This window comes from Falsiroseomonas sp. CW058, assembly GCF_050563535.1.
Lineage (GTDB): Bacteria > Pseudomonadota > Alphaproteobacteria > Acetobacterales > Acetobacteraceae > Falsiroseomonas.
In genome coordinates, this window is sequence record NZ_JBNXUO010000010.1 from 26,398 (window position 1) to 42,226 (window position 15,829).

General features: G+C 73.5%; 12 protein-coding genes. 2 read left to right on the forward strand and 10 right to left on the reverse strand.

Annotated features, from left to right (window positions below):
- Positions 1 to 62: 62 nt before the first annotated feature.
- From ACK8OX_RS10235 to ACK8OX_RS10265, 7 genes are all read right to left on the reverse strand, one after another.
- Positions 63 to 1,022: a TAXI family TRAP transporter solute-binding subunit gene (locus tag ACK8OX_RS10235; RefSeq protein WP_430663939.1), complete on the reverse strand. Its 960-nt coding sequence runs from the start codon at positions 1,020 to 1,022 to the stop codon at positions 63 to 65.
- Positions 1,023 to 1,036: 14 nt separating this feature from the next.
- A complete protein-coding gene (locus ACK8OX_RS10240; protein WP_430663940.1) occupies positions 1,037 to 2,386 on the reverse strand; it encodes a hypothetical protein in 1,350 nt (449 codons plus the stop codon).
- 104 nt (positions 2,387 to 2,490) lie between these two features.
- Complete coding sequence (locus ACK8OX_RS10245) at positions 2,491 to 4,062, reverse strand: ABC transporter substrate-binding protein (protein ID WP_430663941.1); 1,572 nt, start codon at positions 4,060 to 4,062, stop codon at positions 2,491 to 2,493.
- A 79-nt stretch (positions 4,063 to 4,141) separates the two neighbouring features.
- Positions 4,142 to 5,566 (reverse strand): M20 family metallopeptidase, encoded by a 1,425-nt coding sequence (locus ACK8OX_RS10250; protein ID WP_430663942.1) that lies wholly within the window; start codon positions 5,564 to 5,566, stop codon positions 4,142 to 4,144.
- A 12-nt stretch (positions 5,567 to 5,578) separates the two neighbouring features.
- The gene (locus ACK8OX_RS10255) at positions 5,579 to 6,337 is read right to left on the reverse strand and encodes an SDR family NAD(P)-dependent oxidoreductase (RefSeq protein ID WP_430663943.1); all 759 of its coding nucleotides are present in this window, start codon (positions 6,335 to 6,337) and stop codon (positions 5,579 to 5,581) included.
- Positions 6,334 to 8,037, reverse strand: a complete 1,704-nt coding sequence (locus tag ACK8OX_RS10260; RefSeq protein WP_430663944.1) for a M28 family peptidase — start codon at positions 8,035 to 8,037, stop codon at positions 6,334 to 6,336. Before ACK8OX_RS10260 ends, ACK8OX_RS10255 begins: the two co-directional genes overlap by 4 nt.
- A gap of 94 nt (positions 8,038 to 8,131) precedes the next feature.
- Entirely contained in the window at positions 8,132 to 9,862 is a 1,731-nt protein-coding gene (locus tag ACK8OX_RS10265) for a M28 family peptidase (RefSeq protein ID WP_430663945.1), read from the reverse strand.
- 142 nt (positions 9,863 to 10,004) lie between these two features.
- Here ACK8OX_RS10265 and ACK8OX_RS10270 point away from each other — a divergent pair, with 142 nt between their 5' ends.
- Together ACK8OX_RS10270 and ACK8OX_RS10275 are read left to right on the forward strand one after the other, a co-directional pair.
- The gene (locus ACK8OX_RS10270; RefSeq protein ID WP_430663946.1) at positions 10,005 to 11,348 is read left to right on the forward strand and encodes a hydrolase; all 1,344 of its coding nucleotides are present in this window, start codon (positions 10,005 to 10,007) and stop codon (positions 11,346 to 11,348) included.
- Positions 11,349 to 11,401: 53 nt separating this feature from the next.
- Positions 11,402 to 11,782, forward strand: a complete 381-nt coding sequence (locus ACK8OX_RS10275) for a carboxymuconolactone decarboxylase family protein (protein WP_430663947.1) — start codon at positions 11,402 to 11,404, stop codon at positions 11,780 to 11,782.
- Here ACK8OX_RS10275 and ACK8OX_RS10280 read toward each other — a convergent pair whose 3' ends face one another.
- From ACK8OX_RS10280 to ACK8OX_RS10290, 3 genes are all read right to left on the reverse strand, one after another.
- On the reverse strand, positions 11,783 to 12,958 hold the full coding sequence (locus ACK8OX_RS10280; RefSeq protein ID WP_430663948.1) for an NAD(P)/FAD-dependent oxidoreductase: 1,176 nt from the start codon (positions 12,956 to 12,958) through the stop codon (positions 11,783 to 11,785).
- A 1-nt stretch (position 12,959) separates the two neighbouring features.
- On the reverse strand, positions 12,960 to 14,606 hold the full coding sequence (locus ACK8OX_RS10285; RefSeq protein ID WP_430663949.1) for an NAD(P)/FAD-dependent oxidoreductase: 1,647 nt from the start codon (positions 14,604 to 14,606) through the stop codon (positions 12,960 to 12,962).
- A gap of 94 nt (positions 14,607 to 14,700) precedes the next feature.
- Positions 14,701 to 15,813, reverse strand: coding sequence for an S-(hydroxymethyl)glutathione dehydrogenase/class III alcohol dehydrogenase (locus tag ACK8OX_RS10290; RefSeq protein ID WP_430664069.1), 1,113 nt, complete (start codon positions 15,811 to 15,813; stop codon positions 14,701 to 14,703).
- Between the last annotated feature and the right edge of the window lie 16 nt (positions 15,814 to 15,829).

Below are 15,829 nucleotides of genomic sequence, written 5' to 3' on the forward strand. Positions count from 1 at the left end.
TCCCTTGCCGTCGGGCGAAGCCTAGGACGGCGCCGGGCGCAGGTGAACCGGGCAATCCTGCCTTATTGGCGCCCCGGCGCCGCGCCGAAGCGCGTCCAGCCCGGAACTTCGGCAGCAAGGTTCACTTCGCGCCACTTCGGGTGGCGGGGCGGGCGCAGGAAGGACTCGAAATTGGCGCCCAGCGCCTCGACGAAGCGCGCGACCTTGCGGTGCCGCTCGGTCCCCGGCGGCCAGGCATAGACCGCCAGCACCGCGCCGACCGCCAGCGTGTCGATGCCCTCGGGCGGCACCAGGCCGGGATAGTCCTCCGGGCCGAGCCGCGCGGGCAGGTAGGTCTGCAGCAGGCCGGCATCGGCCGGCAGGGGCAGGAAGTGCAGGCCCTCGTCCGGCCGGATGCCGGAGAACAGCCGCGCCGGCCGCCCGGCGACATAGACGAGGGCCGAGATCTCGCCCCGGCGCAGGCGGTCCAGCGCGGCGTCCTGGGTCGCGTTCTCCTCCTGCACGCGGATGCCCAGCGCCTCGAGGATGAGGGAGGCGGTCATCGCCGTGCCGCTGCCGCGCAGGTCCACATTGACCCGGCGCCCCGCCAGGTCCTGCACGCGGGTGATGCCGGGGGCGGCGAGGATGTGCACCTCCTCGTCGTAGAGCTTGCAGACATACTGGATCAGCCGCTCCACCATCGGGAACAGCCTCTCGCGCCGTGCGAAGGCGAGCACGTCGGACTGGACGATCCCGAGGTCGACGCCGCGCAATACCATGATGTCCGCGATGTTCTGCACGCTGCCGCGGCCGAGCATGGCGATGACGCGGAGCCTTTCGCTGTCGTCGAGCACGGCGGCGAGGTCGGCGGCGATGCGGATGTAGGTGCCGTCGATGCCGCCGGCCACGATGCCGACGGTGCCGGCATTGGCGCGCGCCGCCATGGCGTTCAGCGTCGTGACGCCGCCCTGCTGGGCGGCGGCGGGCAGGGAAGCGAGCGTGGCGGCGGCCGCGAGCAGGGCGCGGCGGGGCAGGGCGGTCATCGGCTCGGTCCTCGTCAGTTCACGCCGAGTTCCGCGGCGCGGCGGTACCACAGCGCCGCCTCGGCTGGGTCGGGCCGGATGCCGCGCACGCCGAGGCCGGCCAGCACCGCGGGGTCGTAGCTGCGGGCGAGGGCGCGCGCGGCCTCGCCGCTGCCGCCTTCCGCCGCGCGGCGGAACATCAGCCGCGCGCCGGAGACATCGCCGCGCGCGAGCATCTCCTCGCCCCGCGTCAGCAGCACGCGGAGCAGCGCCGCATCCTGCGCCGGCCGCCGCGGCGCGGGCGCCGCCGCGGCCGTGGCGGTTGGCGCGGATGTGGTGGGGGCGGGCGCCGTTGCCGCGCCAGGGCGCGCCGGTTCGGGCGAGGGCATCGGCGAGGCGACAATGGGCGCAGGCGGCGCGACCGGAGGCGTCTCGCGCGCGAGGTCGCCGCGGCGCGGCGCGTCGGGTTCCGGCACTGGCAGCGCCGGCGTGGCTACGACGGGCGCAGGCGGCGTGACGGCCGGCGTCTCGCGCGCGAGGTCGCCGAGGCGCGGCGCGTCGGGCTCGGGCACCGGTGCGGTCGGCGTGGCGGCCTCGGGCGGCGTGTCGCCAGTGCCGCCCCCGGCGGCAGCGGCCGCCCCGGCCGGTGCCGCGCCCGGGGACGCCTCGGCCCCGGTGGCATCCGCCTGCGCCGGGTCCTTGGGCTCGCCCGGGGCCGCGGCCTCGGCGGGGCGCATCCCGGCCAGGCCCTCGATCGGCATCGACAACAGCGCGATGGGGCTGCCGGCGCGCGGCGCCGCCGGCGCATCCTCCTCCCCCGGCGCGCGCAGCATCACCACGCCGGCGAGCGCGACCGCCAGCGCGGATGCCGCGCCGAGGCCCTGGCGGAGGTGCCGCATGCGCGTCCGTCCCTGCCGCCGCAACTCGGCCGCGGAGGCCAGCGGCACCTCCACCGGCGTGGTCGTCAGCGCGCGCGCCACCGCGGGAAGCCAGGCCCCCCCCGCCGGAAGGTCGAGCGGCGCGCGCGCCGCGAAGGCGGCCTCGATCACCGCGCCGATCCGCGGCAGTTCCGCCTCCGTCAGGCCGAGATGCAGGACCGGCAGATGCCCGGGGAAGATGCAGCCGAACCGCGCCAGGTCGAGCCGCCGCCGGACCCGCGCCGCCGTCGCCTCCACCTCGTCACGGTCGAGCGGCGGCGCGCCGGCCGGCAGCACATCGACCAGGGCGAGGCCGAAGGTCGGGTTCAGCAGCGCCACCCGGCGTTCGGGCGGGCGCGACGACTCGGCCAGGGCCACCAGCGCGGCGCCCGGCAGCACCGTCCAGCCCGGCGGCATCGAGGACGGCCCCGGGCGCATTCCCTCGATCGGGCAAGGCACGTCGAGCATGCAACGCCCCCTTCCCGGAATCCAAGCCGGGCATCGCCGACAACCATCATTGTATACGATGGCGCCGTGGCCGGGTTCCGTCAACGCCGGCGCGACGCCGCCGGTCAGCGCGTTGCGCGGATCGTCGTGGCGAAGGTGTAGCCGTCGCCACGGGGGGTGATCGTCAGCCCGCGGCGGACGCCGTAGGTGGCGCGCAGCGCGAAGATCGGCAGGATGGCGTTGTCCTCCATCGCGATGCGCGCGGCGATGCCGGACAGGCGGTCGCGCTCGGCCTCGTCGAAGGCGGAATCCACCCGGTCCAGCGCCGCATCGAAGGCCGGGTTGGAATAGCGCCCGCGGTTCAGCGACCCCGCGCCGCGCACCGGATCGCGCGTGCGGAGGATGGTCGTCATGCTCTCGCTCCCGACGCCGGTGGAGGAGGCGAAGATCGCCAGGAAGGCGGTGAATTCCGGGTCCATCCCCTGCGCCCCGTTGGCACGCCGGAAGAAGACGGAGGAGGGCAGCGCCTCCACCGTGGTGCGGATGCCGACCGCGGTGAACATCTGCGCCACCGCCTGGCAGGTCCGCGCATCCCCCGCGAAGCGGTCATTGGTGCACTGGATCGTCAGGTTGAAGCCGTTCGGATGCCCGGCTTCCGCCAGCAGGGCGCGGGCCCGCGCCGGGTCGAAGGGCGGGATGCCGAGCGAGGGCTCATGCCCGATGAAGCCGCGCGCGGCGAACTGGCCGATCGGCTCCGCCCCGCCTTCCATCGCGCGTTCCGCCAGCGCCGCGCGGTTGATCGCCAGGTTCATCGCCTGGCGGATGCGCGGGTCGCGGATCGGGTTGCGGTCCAGCGGCTGGCCATCGGCGCCGGTGGCGAAGGCCACGCGGTCCCGGTGGTGGTCGAGATACATATAGAGCGTGAACAGCCCGGTCGTGCCGACGAGCTGGCTGCGCTCGCTCTCTCGCACGCGGGCGTAGAGCGAGGGCGGCACCTGGTCGATCACGTCCACGTCGCCCGCCAGCAGCGCCGCCACCCGCGCGCTGTCGTTGCCGATGAAGCGGAAGGACACGCGCTGCCAGGGCTCCGGCTCCCGCCAGTGCGACGCGGCGCGTTCGATCACCACCTCCTGCCCCGGGCTGAGCCGCACCCAGCGATAGGGGCCGGTGCCCATGGCAGCGCGGCCGCCGTTGAAATCCGCCTCCGTCGCGCCTTCGGCCCCGCGGGCGGAGACGATGGCGACCACGGCCATCTGGTGCGGCAGCAGCGGCGCCGGGCCGCGGGTGCGGACCAGGACGGTGCGGGCGTCCTTCGCCTCCACGCTCTCCACGTTGCGGGTCTGGGCGATGAAGGTGCGGATGCCGGTGACGTCGCGCGCGCGGCGGACGGAGAAGACCACGTCCTCCGCCGTCACCGGCGTGCCGTCGTGGAAGCGCAGCCCTTCGCGCAGGGTGAATTCCCAGGTGGTGTCGTCGATGGCGCGCCAGGAGGTCGCCGCCCCCGGCAGCAGGCGCATGAAGGGATCCTGGAGTGCCAGGGGTTCCCAGACATGCAGCTGGACGTTGCGGTTCGGCGTGTAGTTCAGGTGCGGGTCGGCGCCATCCACCGCCGCCTTGAAGCCGATCCGCAATTCCTGTGCCGGGGCCTGGGCGGCGATCCCGGACAGCATCAGGGCGGCGAGCAGGCGCGTCTTCATCCCGGCACTCCCGGCGGAGTTTCACGCAGCGTGACGCGGCGGCGGCGGTCCCGCAAGCGGGCATCACCGCCCGCGCCCCTCACTCCGCGAGCGACATGCCGAGCGCAGGCTTCGCGTCCGGCGGCAGCGGGCTCTGATACGGCCTGCCGCCGGTGCGCGCCTGGTGGTCGGCCCTGGCGCGGGCGATCAGGTCGGGGTGCAGCAGGGCATCCACCGCCGTCCCCGCCATCACCTTCGCCACATGCACCATCCCCGTATGCGCCGCCGCGTTCTTCCCCTGCGCCACCACCTGCCAGGAATGGCCCGGCGTGCCGATGGCGTAGGTCGCGCCGCGGGCCTGCACGGTCGGCACCTTCCACGACACGTCGCCCACATCGGTCGACCCGTTCATCCCCGCGCCCTTGGCGCCAAGCGGCACGATGGCGTCGCAGAGCGACTTGCCCCTCTCCGGCACGACACCCTGCCGGCGGTAGGTGGACAGGATGTCCTCCTCGCTCAGCGTCTTCTGGATCTCGGCGGCGAAGGCCCGGTCCGCGTCGGTGAAGGGGGGCGGGCCGAGGCGCATGAAGTTGTCGTGCATCGCCGCTTCGAGCGGGGTGTTGCCCAGCAGGTTGGACACGGCGGAGATCACCTGCGTGGTCACGGTCGTCTCCGTCATCAGCGCCGCGCCGTCGGCGATCTTCCGCACCCGCGCGACCAGGCCGTTCAGCTCCTGCAGGTTCCGCGCGCGGATCAGGTAGCGGACCTTCGTGCGGGACTGCACGACATTCGGCGCGATGCCGCCGGCATCGAGATAGGCGTAGTGGATGCGCGCATCCGACGGCATGTGCTCGCGCATGTAGTTCACGCCGACATTCATCAGCTCCACCGCATCCAGCGCGGAACGGCCGAGATGCGGGCTGCTCGCGGCATGGGCCGCGCGGCCGGCGAAGCTGAAGTCGATGCGGGTGTTCGCCAGCGACACCGGCTCGTTCACGCCGGAGAAGGCGGCGGGGTGCCAGGAGATGGCGATGTCCACGTCGTCGAAGGCGCCCGCGCGCACCATGAAGCCCTTGGCCGCCCCCCCTTCCTCGGCCGGGCAGCCGTAGTAGCGCACGCGGCCCGGCAGCCCGTTGGCCTTCAGCCAGTCCTTCACCGCCGCCGCCGCCAGCAGCGACCCGGCGCCGAGCAGGTTGTGGCCGCAGCCATGGCCGTTGCCGTCGCCGGGGACCGGCCGCTTCTCCGCCACCCCCGCTTCCTGCGCGAGGCCCGGCAGCGCGTCGTATTCGCCGAGGATGGCGATGACCGGCCCACCCTCGCCGGCTTCGCCCATCACCGCGGTCGGGATGTCGGCCACGTTGCGCGTCACGCGGAAGCCCTCGGCTTCCAGCATCGCCACATGCTCGGCCGCCGACCGGTGCTCGGCATAGCAGAGTTCCGGCGTGCCCCAGACCTTGTCGCTGAGCGCGGCATAGGCGTCCCGCCTCTCGTCCACCAGGCGCCAGACCTGTTCGTCGTTGCGCATGTCCGTCATTCCCTACAGCCGGCCGCCATTCACCGGCAGCACATGTCCCGTGATGAGCTTCGCATGGTCCGAAGCGAGGAAGACGACGCCGTCGGCGATGTCGTCGGGCTCGCCCAGGCGGCGCAGCGCGATGGTGTTCAGCACCGCCTGCCGCTCCGCCTCCGGCCGCGCCTGCCACAGCGTCATCCTGTCGGGCGTGCTGTACTGCAGCCCCGGCGCCACGCTGTTGACGGTGATGCCGTGCGGCCCGAGTTCCGCGGCGAGCTGCTTCGTCAGCCCGACCAGCCCGTGCTTCGCCGCCGTGTAGGCCTGGATGCCGGTGCGGGAGGCCTGGAGCCCGGCGGTGGAGGAGATGGTGACGATCCGCCCCCGCCCCGCGCGCCGCATCCCGCCCGCCGCGGCGCGGCACAGCGCGAAGGCAGCGTTGAGGTTCACCGCCAGGATCGCGTCCCAGGCCTCGTCCGTCGCGTCCTCGATCCGGGCGAAGGCGCGGCCGAGCGTGCCACCGGCATTGTGCACCAGCACGTCGAGCGGGCCGCCGGCCGCGGCCTCCACCCCGGCGATCCAGGCGCCCGCCGCCGCGCGGTCGGCCAGGTCCACCACCGCGGTCTCGATGGTGGTGCCGGCCCGCGCCTCCTCCAGCCCCGCCGCGTCCAGGTCGCAGCTGAAGACCCGCGCGCCGAGCGCCGCGAAGCGGCGGGAGATGGCGCGGCCGAAGCCGATGGCGCCGCCGCTGACCGCGACCGCCCGGCCGTCGAAGCGGATGTTCATGCCGCCAGCGCCGCACGGGCGGCGCCGAGCGCCGCGGCGGCTTCGCGGATTGCGTGGGCCACGCGGTTGCGCGCGCGCAGCGCGTCCACCGCCGCGTGTCTCTCCGCATCCGTCCCGGCCGGGGTGGCGGCGAGGTCGCGGAGCGGCTGCAGCGCCGCCCAGGCCGGCAGCGGCAGCGCGGCCGTGTGCAGGAAGCGGTCGCCCAGCGCGTAGTCCACCGGCACCAGCGCGCGCGACGCCCGCATCAGCGCCGCATCCGCCGCCCTCGCCGAGGCTTCCGGCACCTCGGCGGCGGCCGGGATGGCGGCGGCCAGCGCGTGCAGCGCCTCGGCCTTCGCCACCAGCTCCCCGATCGGGAAGCGCCCGTCGAGCGGGGCGGCCAGCGCCTTCAGCTCCGCCACCAGCGCCGCCGCCGTCGCGGCGTGGTCGAGCGGCAGGACCGTGGAGGAGAGCAGCCGCCAGCAGACCGCCAGCAGCACGCGCGTGTCGCGCACCAGGTTGGCCTCGTCCACCTTGTCGATCAGGTCGTGCGGCGTGTGCCACCACCAGCCCAGCGCGTTGCGCGCCTGCGCATGCTTCGCCGGCTGTTCGCTGATCGACCCCAGCATCGACGGCACGCCGATGCCGACGAAGCTCTCGTCGGAATTGCGCGCCTTGCGCTTGCCCGCATAGGCCTGGCCGGTGACCGCCTGCACCGCTTCCGCCGCGAGGTGGCGAAGCTCCGTCATCGCCGCGGCGTTCTCCAGCACCGTCGCGCCGGCGCCGCCCAAGCTGTCCACGTTGACATGGGCGGCGCAGCGCCGGTCCAGCTCGTCCCAATGCGCATCGGCGTACCAGGCGGAGCCGGAATAGCGGCCATGCGAATGGCCGGACCAGAAGCAGATGCGGAAGCCCCGCCGCAGCGCGGAGCGACGCTGTGCCACCAGCCGCGCCACCTCCATCATCCCGGCATTGGCCGAGCCGTTGTCCATCACGCCGAAATACCAGGTGTCGTGGTGGCCCGACATCAGCACGAAGGGCGCATCCGGCCCGTCCGGGGCGTCCAGGTCGCAGACCAGGATCGGCGTCCTGCGCCAGCCCGTGTCGACCTCGGCATGCAGGGTCACCACCGGGGACCCACCGGCCTTCAGCGCATCGCGGATTGCGCCGCCATCGGCGTCGTCCACGCTGCACACCACGGTCCGCGGCAGGTCGTCCAGCGTGCTCGTGCCCGGGCTGCCCCAGACGGGGGAGATGCACATCTCGTGGATGTGCCCGTGGTGGCTGATGTGCAGCTGCCCCGCCGCCCCCGCCCGCGATGCCCGCTGCGCTACGGCGGGCGTGGCCATGCCTTCCACCAGCACGATGCGGCCGGCGACATCCGTGCGCGCGAAATCCGCTTCCGTCCCGTGGCCGATATAGACCGGCACGCCCGAGAGCCCGCCGGCCGGCGAGGGTTGGGAGAAGGACTGCGTGATGGCGGTGACCGCCTTGCCGTCCACGCTCACCCCCGCCTTTCCGGGCAGGCTGATGAAGGCGTCGTGCAGCAGCACCTGCGTGCGGTAGCCGTACTCCCGCATCCGCCCCTCGACGAAGCCGAGCGCCTCCCGCTCCTCCGCCGTGCCGGACAGCTTCACCCAGCGCGCAATCTCGCGCAGGTTCGCCATCATCCCGGGCCCGCTGACGGCGGCGGCGAGGCTGTCGGGCAGGGCGTCGGTCATCGGGGTTCCTTCCTGGGTCGGGCGGGCGGCGGCGGGCCGGATGCGGCGATGCTGCACGCCCGCGCCGCCGCCGTGAAGATGCCGCCCGGCCGGTTCAGACGGCCGCCGCGTCCACCACCCGCCGCGCTTCCCGCAGCGCCGCCACGTAGCGGTTCCGCCCGCGCATCATCTGCGTCTTCGCGAAGCCCAGCATCTGGCCGGAATGGCGGCGCAGATCCGTGGCGACCGCCAGGCAGGGCAGGGGCGGCGCGGTGTAGGCGGGGTCATGCGTGAAGCGCGGCCCGGTGGTGAAGTTGACCGGCACCAGGATGCGCGCCAGCCGCTTCATCGCGGCATTGGCGCGCGGCGCGGGCGCCGCGGCCAGCTTCGGCAGCGCGTCGCGCAACGCGCGCGTCGCCTCCAGCGCCGGCGTCAGGTCGGCATGGGCGCCGGCGGCGCTCGCGTAGCGTTCGACCGTCGCCAGGAATTCCTCCGCCGTCGCCGCGAAGTCGTAGGGCAGGCGTTCCGGCTGCGTGACGCGCAGGACCGACAGCAGGTAGATGCGGATGTCCCGCAGCAGGTTGTCGCGGTCCGCGATCTCGATCGTGTCGTTCTCGGTGTGCCAGGCGATGTTGCCGCCGCAGCCCGAGACCTCGTAGTAGCCCTTCTCCGCCAGCAGCGCCTTCGGCATGGTGGAACTCAGCATGTAGAAGCCCGTGATGCCGATGTTGGAGAAGCTGTAGTCGCCGGCCTGCTTCGGCCGCTTGGTGGCGAAGGGCGCGCCCGGCGCCACCGCCCCGATCGCGGCTTCCACCAGGGCGCGCGTCTCCGACATGGTGGTGGTGTCGTGGAAGCTCGACGCCCAGCGGCATCCCGGGCTGTCGCAGTTCACCTGCGCCACGCAATGCTCGTCCAGCTCGATCGCGAAGGCGTCCGCGTACCAGGTGCTGCCGGCGTAGCGGCCGGTGGAATGGCCGGGCCACCAGCAGATGCGCACGCCCCGCCGCAGCGCCGTGCGGTTGGCCCAGAGCACGCGCGCGATCTCCAGCAGCGCCGCGTTGCCGGTGGCGTTGTCGCCGACGCCGACATCCCAGCTGTCGTAGTGGCCGTGCAGCAGCACGAAGTCCCCGGTGCCGTCGGTGCCGGGGATGTCCACCACCGGCACGGCCTGGGGGAACAGGCCCTCCAGCAGTTCGCTCCGCATCGTCGCGCTGCCGCCGGCCTCCGCCACACGCCGCAGCGCCTCGCCCGAGGCCCTGTTCACCGTCGCCATCGGGATCTTCGGCTTGCGCGGCAGGTCGTCGAGGTCGGGCGTGCCCCAGATGGTGGTGCAGGTGCCCCAGTGGACATCGACGCCCGGATTGGCGGCGATCACGCCGACCCCGCCCCATTCCTCGACCAGGGAGGCGATGGCCGGGTTGCCGAAGCCCTCGGTCAGCAGGATCTTCCCCGCCACCTTCGCCCGCGCCTCCGCCTCGTCCCGCACCGCGCCGCCGAACAGCTCCCCGATGTCGCGGGAGTAGGACCGCAACGCCTGCGGGTTCGCCGGCAGGTGGACCAGCGGAGCCGTCCGCCCCTCCGGCACCGGGAGAGAGGAGGTGGGCGGCTTCGCCCGGTGGACCACGCCCCCCGCCTCGACCGAGGCCGAGAGCGGCACGGCCAGGTAGATCTCCGGCATGTGGACCGTGACGGGAATGCCGAGCGCGCGCAGGCGGTCGGCGATCATCGCCCCGCCGCGGTTCACATCCTCCGGCATCCAGCGCGGCGTGCGGGAGAAGGCCTCCACCAGTTCCCACGGCACGTCCAGCCCGCACTGGTCCAGCAGCCGCCGCTCGAACCCATCCATCCCGCGATCCCCCGACCAGTCCCACCTTCGGGTGAGGCTCGCACCGGATGGCCGGGGCGGGAAGGGCCGAGCCATCGTTGCGCGCGCATTTTCCCCGCCGCGGCGCATGGGCGCCGGCCGGAAATGCGCTAGCCTCGGGGTCATGCAGATCACCCGCCGCGCCGCCCTGCTCTCCGCCCTCGCCCTGGCCGCCCCGCGCGGCGCCCGCGCCCAGCCGCCGCTGCCGCCGGTGCTGTTCGTCCACGGCAACGGGGACCACGCCGCCTTGTGGATGACGACGCTGTGGCGCTGGGAGAGCAACGGCTGGCCGCGCGATCGCCTGATGGCGGTGAACATGCCGGACCCGCTGGCGCGCGACGACGACGCGGTGCCCCAGCCCGGCCGCAGCGGCAGCGCCGAGCAGACGGACCGCCTGGCCGCCTTCGCCGAGGAACTGCGCCGCCGCACCGGCAGCCCGCGCATCGCCGCCATCGGCAATTCCCGCGGCGGCTATCCGATCCGCGACCTCGCGGCGCATCGGGGCGGCGGCGCCGGCCTCTCCCATGCCGTGCTCTGCGGCACGCCGAACCGCGGCGTCTATGACTGGCCGGAAATCCGCAACCGCGAGTTCAACGCGAACAGCGACTTCCTCCGCCGCCTGAACGGCGGGACGACGGATGTGGTGCCGGGGACGGAGTTCCTGACGCTGCGGAGCGACGCCAACGACGTCTTCGCCCAGCCCCGCGCCATCTGGTCCCCCACGCCGGACCGGCCGACGGGCACCGACGTGGACGGGCCGGAGCTGCGGGGCGCCACCAACCTCGTCCTGCCCGGGCTCGACCACCGGGAGGTCGCCTATCACTGGCGCGCCTTCCGGGAACAGTTCCGCTTCATCGCCGGGCGGGAGCCCGCGACCCTGGCCGTGACGGCGGAGGCCGAGCCGGTGCTGGACGGGCTCGTCACCTCGACCCGCGGCGGCCCGGCGACCAACCGGCCGGTCACCGGCGCGGTGGTGGAGGTCTGGCGCGTCCATCCCGCCACTGCCGAGCGCATCGGGGAGGAACCGCTGCACCGGGAGACGACGGGCGCCGACGGCAGCTGGGGCCCGGTGACGGTCGCGCCGGACTGGTCGCTGGAATTCGTGATCGCCGCGCCGGACCACCCGGTGACCCATTCCTATCGCGGGCCCTATCCCCGGTCCTCCGATGTGGTCCATCTGCGCCCCGCCCGGCCGCTGACGGCGGCGGAGCGCGAGTCGGGCGGCGGCGTGCTGCTGTTCACCCGCCCGCGCGGCTATTTCGGCATCCCGCGCGACGTGGTCCTGGTGGATGGCCGCCAGCCGCCGGAACTGCGCCCCGGCGTCGCCATCGCCGCCACCGCCACGCTGCGGCTGCCGGCGGCGGAACTCGGCCGGCCGGTCCCCTGCATCTTCAACGAGGAGCGCGTGGTCGCCCGCGCCTGGCCGGCGGCCGAGAACCGGATCGCGGTGGCCGAACTCACCTGGTGATCCCGGCCGGCCCTGGCGCGTTGGCCCCGCGCATCAAGCCCGAGGAGACGAGGATGGCCGAGACGAAGGAAGACCTGCCCGCTGCCGCCGGCCATGTGGCGCGGTCCTATCCGGAGGTCTATCGCGCCTTCGCCAGCCTGGGCGCCGCCTGTTCCGAAGCCGGCCCCATCTCCGGCGAGACGCTGCGGCTGGTGAAGCTGGCCCTGGCCATCGGCGCCTGGTCGGAAGGCGGCACCCATTCCCATTGCCGCCGCGCGATGGAGGAAGGGATCGCGCCCGAGGCGCTGAAGCAGGTCGCGCTGCTGGCCATCCCGACGCTGGGCTTCCCGCGCGCTGTTGCCGCGCTGACCTGGATCGAGGACATCACGGACCCGGGGACGTCACGGTCTGGGACGCCGCGGTCCGGGACGCCGCGGTCCGGGACGCCGCGCTGATCAGGCGGCCTCGCCGGCCGCCCAGCCGCTCGACCAGGCCCATTGGAAATTGTAGCCGCCGAGCCAGCCGGTGACGTCCACCGCCTCGCCTATGGCGAACAGCCCCGGCACCGCCTTCGCCTCCATGCTGCGGGAGGAGAGCGCGGCGGTGTCGATGCCGCCGAGCGTCACCTCGGCCTTGGCATAGCCCTCCGTCCCGCTCGGCTTCAGCTGCCAGGCCTTCAGCATGGCGCCGAGCCGGCGGAGATCGGCGTCGCCGGTCTCGCCGATCGGGCGCGGGGGGAGGTGCTGCGCGGCCAGCGCCCCGGCCAGCCGCGCGGGCAACATCTCGGCCAGCACGGTGCGCGATTCCGCGCGCGGGCGGCCGCGCTTCGCCGCCAGCAGCAGGGCGGGTGCGTCGCGGTCCGGCAGCAGGTCGAGCGTGACGGGCTGCCCTTCCCGCCAGTAGGAGGAGGCCTGCAGGATGGCCGGGCCCGACAGGCCGCGATGGGTGAACAGCATCGCTTCCCGGAAGGCCGCGCGGCCGCAGCGCGCGACGGCATCGAGCGCGACGCCGGCGAGCGGGCGCATCAGCTCCAGCAGCGAATCGCCGAAGGTCAGCGGCACCAGCGCCGGGCGGCATTCGGTCAGCGCCAGGCCGAAGCGCTGCGCGATGTCGTACGCGAGCCCCGTCGCGCCCATCTTCGGGATGGAGAGGCCACCGGTGGCCAGCACCAGGCTCTGCGCCGTGAACTCCCCATGGCCGGTCGCGATGCGGAAGCGGTCCGCGCGCGTGACGTCGGTGACGCGATGGCCGAGCCGCAGGTCCACCCCCGCCGCGGCGCATTCCGCCAGCAGCATCGCCACGATCTGCCGCGCCGACCCGTCGCAGAACAGCTGTCCCAGCGTCTTCTCGTGGAAGGCGATGCGATGCTTGCGCACCAGCTCCACGAAGTCCTGCGCGGTGTAGCGCGCCAGGGCGGAGCGCGCGAAATGCGGGTTGCCCGACAGGAAGCGGTCCGGCACGCAGCCCGTGTTGGTGAAGTTGCAGCGCCCGCCGCCGGAGATGAGGATCTTCTTCCCCGCCTCCTCGGCATGGTCGAGCAACAGCACGCTCCGCCCGCGCTGGCCCGCGCGCATCGCGCAGAACAGCCCCGCCGCCCCGGCGCCGAGCACAACGACATCGTAGTCCGTCATCTCAGGCGGCCTGTGCCTGCGCCTGGGCCAGCATCCGGCGCGCCAGTGCCTCCGCCACGCGGATGCCGTCCACGCCGGCGGAATAGATGCCGCCGGCATAACCCGCGCCTTCCCCGGCGGGGTAGAGCCCGCCGGTGTTGAGGCTCTGGAAATCCGCGCCGCGCGGGATGCGGAGGGGGGAGGAGGTGCGCGTCTCCACCCCCGTCATCACCGCATCCGCCATGTCGAAGCCGCGGATCTGGCGGCCGAAGGCGGGCAGCGCCTCGCGGATCGCGCCCACCACGAAATCCGGCAGGCAGAGCGACAGGTCGGTCGGCGTCACGCCGGGCTTGTAGCTGGGCTCCACGGCGCCGAGCGCGGTGGAGGCGCGGCCCTCGAGGAAGTCCCCCACGCGCTGCGCCGGCGCGCGGTAGCCGCCGCCGCCGGCCGCAAAGGCCCGTTCCTCCCAGTGGCGCTGGAAGTCGATGCCGGCGAGCGGCCCGCCGGGATAGTCCGCGGGGTCGATGCCCACGACGATGCCGGCATTGGCGTTGCGCTCCGCGCGCAGGTACTGGCTCATCCCGTTGGTCACCACGCGCCCCGCCTCGCTCGTGGCGGCGACCACGGTGCCGCCGGGACACATGCAGAAGGAATAGGTGCTGCGGCCATTGGCGCCGTGATGCACCAGCTTGTAGTCGGCGGGGCCGAGGATGGGGTGGCGCGCGCAGTCGCCGTAGCGGGCGCGGTCGATCAGGCCCTGCGGATGCTCGATCCGCACGCCGATGCTGAACGGCTTCTGCTCCATCGCGACGCCGCGCGCATGCAGCATCGCGAAGCCGTCCCGCGCGGAGTGGCCGAGCGCGAGGATGACGTGCCGCGCCGCCAGGGTCGCGCCGTCCTCCAGCACCAGGCCGCGGAGGTCCCGCGTGCCGTCGCGCCTCTCCTCGATGTCGAGGTCGACGACCTTCGCGCCGAACCGGTACTCGCCGCCCAGCGCCTCGATCTTGGCGCGCAGGCCTTCCGCCACCGTGACCAGGCGGAAGGTGCCGATATGCGGCTTGGAGACGAACAGGATCTCCTCCGGCGCGCCGGCGGCGACGAATTCCTCCATCAGCTTGCGGCCGTAGTTCAGCGGGTCCTTGATGCCGGAATAGAGCTTCCCGTCGGAGAACAGGCCGGCCCCGCCCTCGCCATACTGGACGTTGCTCTCCTCGGTCAGCACGCCGCGGCGCCAGAGCGCCCAGGTGTCCTTCGTGCGTTCCCGCACCGCCTTGCCGCGTTCCAGCAGGATGGGCCGGAAGCCCATCTCGGCCAGCACCAGCGTGGCCATCAGCCCGCAGGGGCCGGCGCCGACCACCACCGGGCGTTCCGCCAGGCCGTCCGGCGCCCGCGCCACCGGGCGGTAGCGGATGTCGGGGGAGGGGGCGAGCGTGCGCGCCAGCTGCCGGTCGCGCTGTGCGCGCCGCAGCACCCCCGCCTCGTCCGCCAGCCGCAGGTCGAGCGTGTAGACCAGCTCGATCGCGGATTTCCGCCGAGCGTCCCAGCCGCGGCGAGCCACCGAGAGCCCGAGCAGCTCCCCCTCCCGCAGGCCAAGCCGATCCTTCACCGCCGCCTCGATCGCGCCCTCGGCGTGGTCCAGCGGCAGCTTCACTTCCGTCAGGCGCAGCATCGATCCCTCAACCCGCCCCGGCCCCTTGCCCCCGAACCCGCCCCGTCCCGCGGGCGGGGTGGGGCGGAGGGGGTGCGGGGCGCGGCGCGACGACTTAGTAGACGACCACCGACCGGATCGATTCGCCCCGCTCCATCAGCTCGAAGCCGTGGTTGATCCGGTCCAGCGGCATCACATGGGTGATCAGGCTGTCGATGTCGATCTTCCCCTGCATGTACCAGTCCACGATCTTCGGCACGTCGGTCCGCCCGCGCGCGCCCCCGAAGGCCGTGCCCTTCCAGACCCGGCCGGTGACGAGCTGGAAGGGGCGGGTCGCGATCTCCTGCCCCGCGCCGGCGACGCCGATGATGATGCTCTCCCCCCAGCCGCGATGCGTGCATTCCAGGGCCTGGCGCATCACCTGGACGTTGCCGATGCATTCGAAGCTGAAATCGGCGCCGCCGCCGGTCAGGTCGACGATCGCCTGCACCACCTTGTCGCGGCCGATCGCGTCGGGGTTGATGAAGTCCGTCATGCCGAACTTCCGGGCCATCTCCTCACGCCCCGGGTTCAGGTCGATGCCGATGATGCGGTCGGCCCCGACCATCCGCGCGCCCTGGATGACGTTCAGCCCGATGCCGCCCAGGCCGAACACCGCCACGTTGGCGCCCGGCCAGACCTTCGCGGTGTTGATCACCGCGCCGATGCCGGTGGTGACGCCGCAGCCGATGTAGCAGATCTTCTCGAAGGGCGCGTCGTCGCGCACCTTCGCGAGCGCGATCTCCGGCAGGATGGTGAAGTTCGCGAAGGTGGAGCAGCCCATGTAGTGCATCACCTGCGTCCCCTCGCAGGAGAAGCGGCTGCTGCCGTCCGGCATCACCCCCTTGCCCTGGGTGCCGCGGATGGCGGTGCAGAGGTTGGACCGCTGCGACAGGCAGGTCTTGCACTGCCGGCATTCCGGTGTGTACAGCGGAATGACGTGGTCGCCCGGCTTCACGCTGGTGACGCCGGCCCCCACTTCCCGCACGATCCCAGCGCCCTCATGCCCCAGGATGGCGGGGAACAGCCCTTCGGGGTCGGCGCCCGACAGGGTGTAGAGGTCGGTGTGGCAGAGCCCGGTGGCCTTCACCTCCACCAGCACCTCGCCGGCCCTCGGGCCGCCGATCTCGACATCCATCACCTGCAGGGGCTTGCCGGCTGCCCAGGCCACGGCGGCGCGCGTCTTCATCATCCACTCCTCGATG

Bases quoted from the DNA above. Each gene is read 5' to 3' on its own strand.
- ACK8OX_RS10280 (WP_430663948.1), bottom strand. From the start codon at position 12,958: ATGACGGACTACGATGTCGTTGTGCTCGGCGCCGGGGCGGCGGGGCTG.
- ACK8OX_RS10270 (WP_430663946.1), top strand. From the start codon at position 10,005: ATGCAGATCACCCGCCGCGCCGCCCTGCTCTCCGCCCTCGCCCTGGCC.
- ACK8OX_RS10235 (WP_430663939.1), bottom strand. From the start codon at position 1,022: ATGACCGCCCTGCCCCGCCGCGCCCTGCTCGCGGCCGCCGCCACGCTC.
- ACK8OX_RS10240 (WP_430663940.1), bottom strand. From the start codon at position 2,386: ATGCTCGACGTGCCTTGCCCGATCGAGGGAATGCGCCCGGGGCCGTCC.
- ACK8OX_RS10245 (WP_430663941.1), bottom strand. From the start codon at position 4,062: ATGAAGACGCGCCTGCTCGCCGCCCTGATGCTGTCCGGGATCGCCGCC.
- ACK8OX_RS10285 (WP_430663949.1), bottom strand. From the start codon at position 14,606: ATGCTGCGCCTGACGGAAGTGAAGCTGCCGCTGGACCACGCCGAGGGC.
- ACK8OX_RS10265 (WP_430663945.1), bottom strand. From the start codon at position 9,862: ATGGATGGGTTCGAGCGGCGGCTGCTGGACCAGTGCGGGCTGGACGTG.
- ACK8OX_RS10260 (WP_430663944.1), bottom strand. From the start codon at position 8,037: ATGACCGACGCCCTGCCCGACAGCCTCGCCGCCGCCGTCAGCGGGCCC.
- ACK8OX_RS10275 (WP_430663947.1), top strand. From the start codon at position 11,402: ATGGCCGAGACGAAGGAAGACCTGCCCGCTGCCGCCGGCCATGTGGCG.
- ACK8OX_RS10290 (WP_430664069.1), bottom strand. From the start codon at position 15,813: ATGAAGACGCGCGCCGCCGTGGCCTGGGCAGCCGGCAAGCCCCTGCAG.
- ACK8OX_RS10255 (WP_430663943.1), bottom strand. From the start codon at position 6,337: ATGAACATCCGCTTCGACGGCCGGGCGGTCGCGGTCAGCGGCGGCGCC.
- ACK8OX_RS10250 (WP_430663942.1), bottom strand. From the start codon at position 5,566: ATGCGCAACGACGAACAGGTCTGGCGCCTGGTGGACGAGAGGCGGGAC.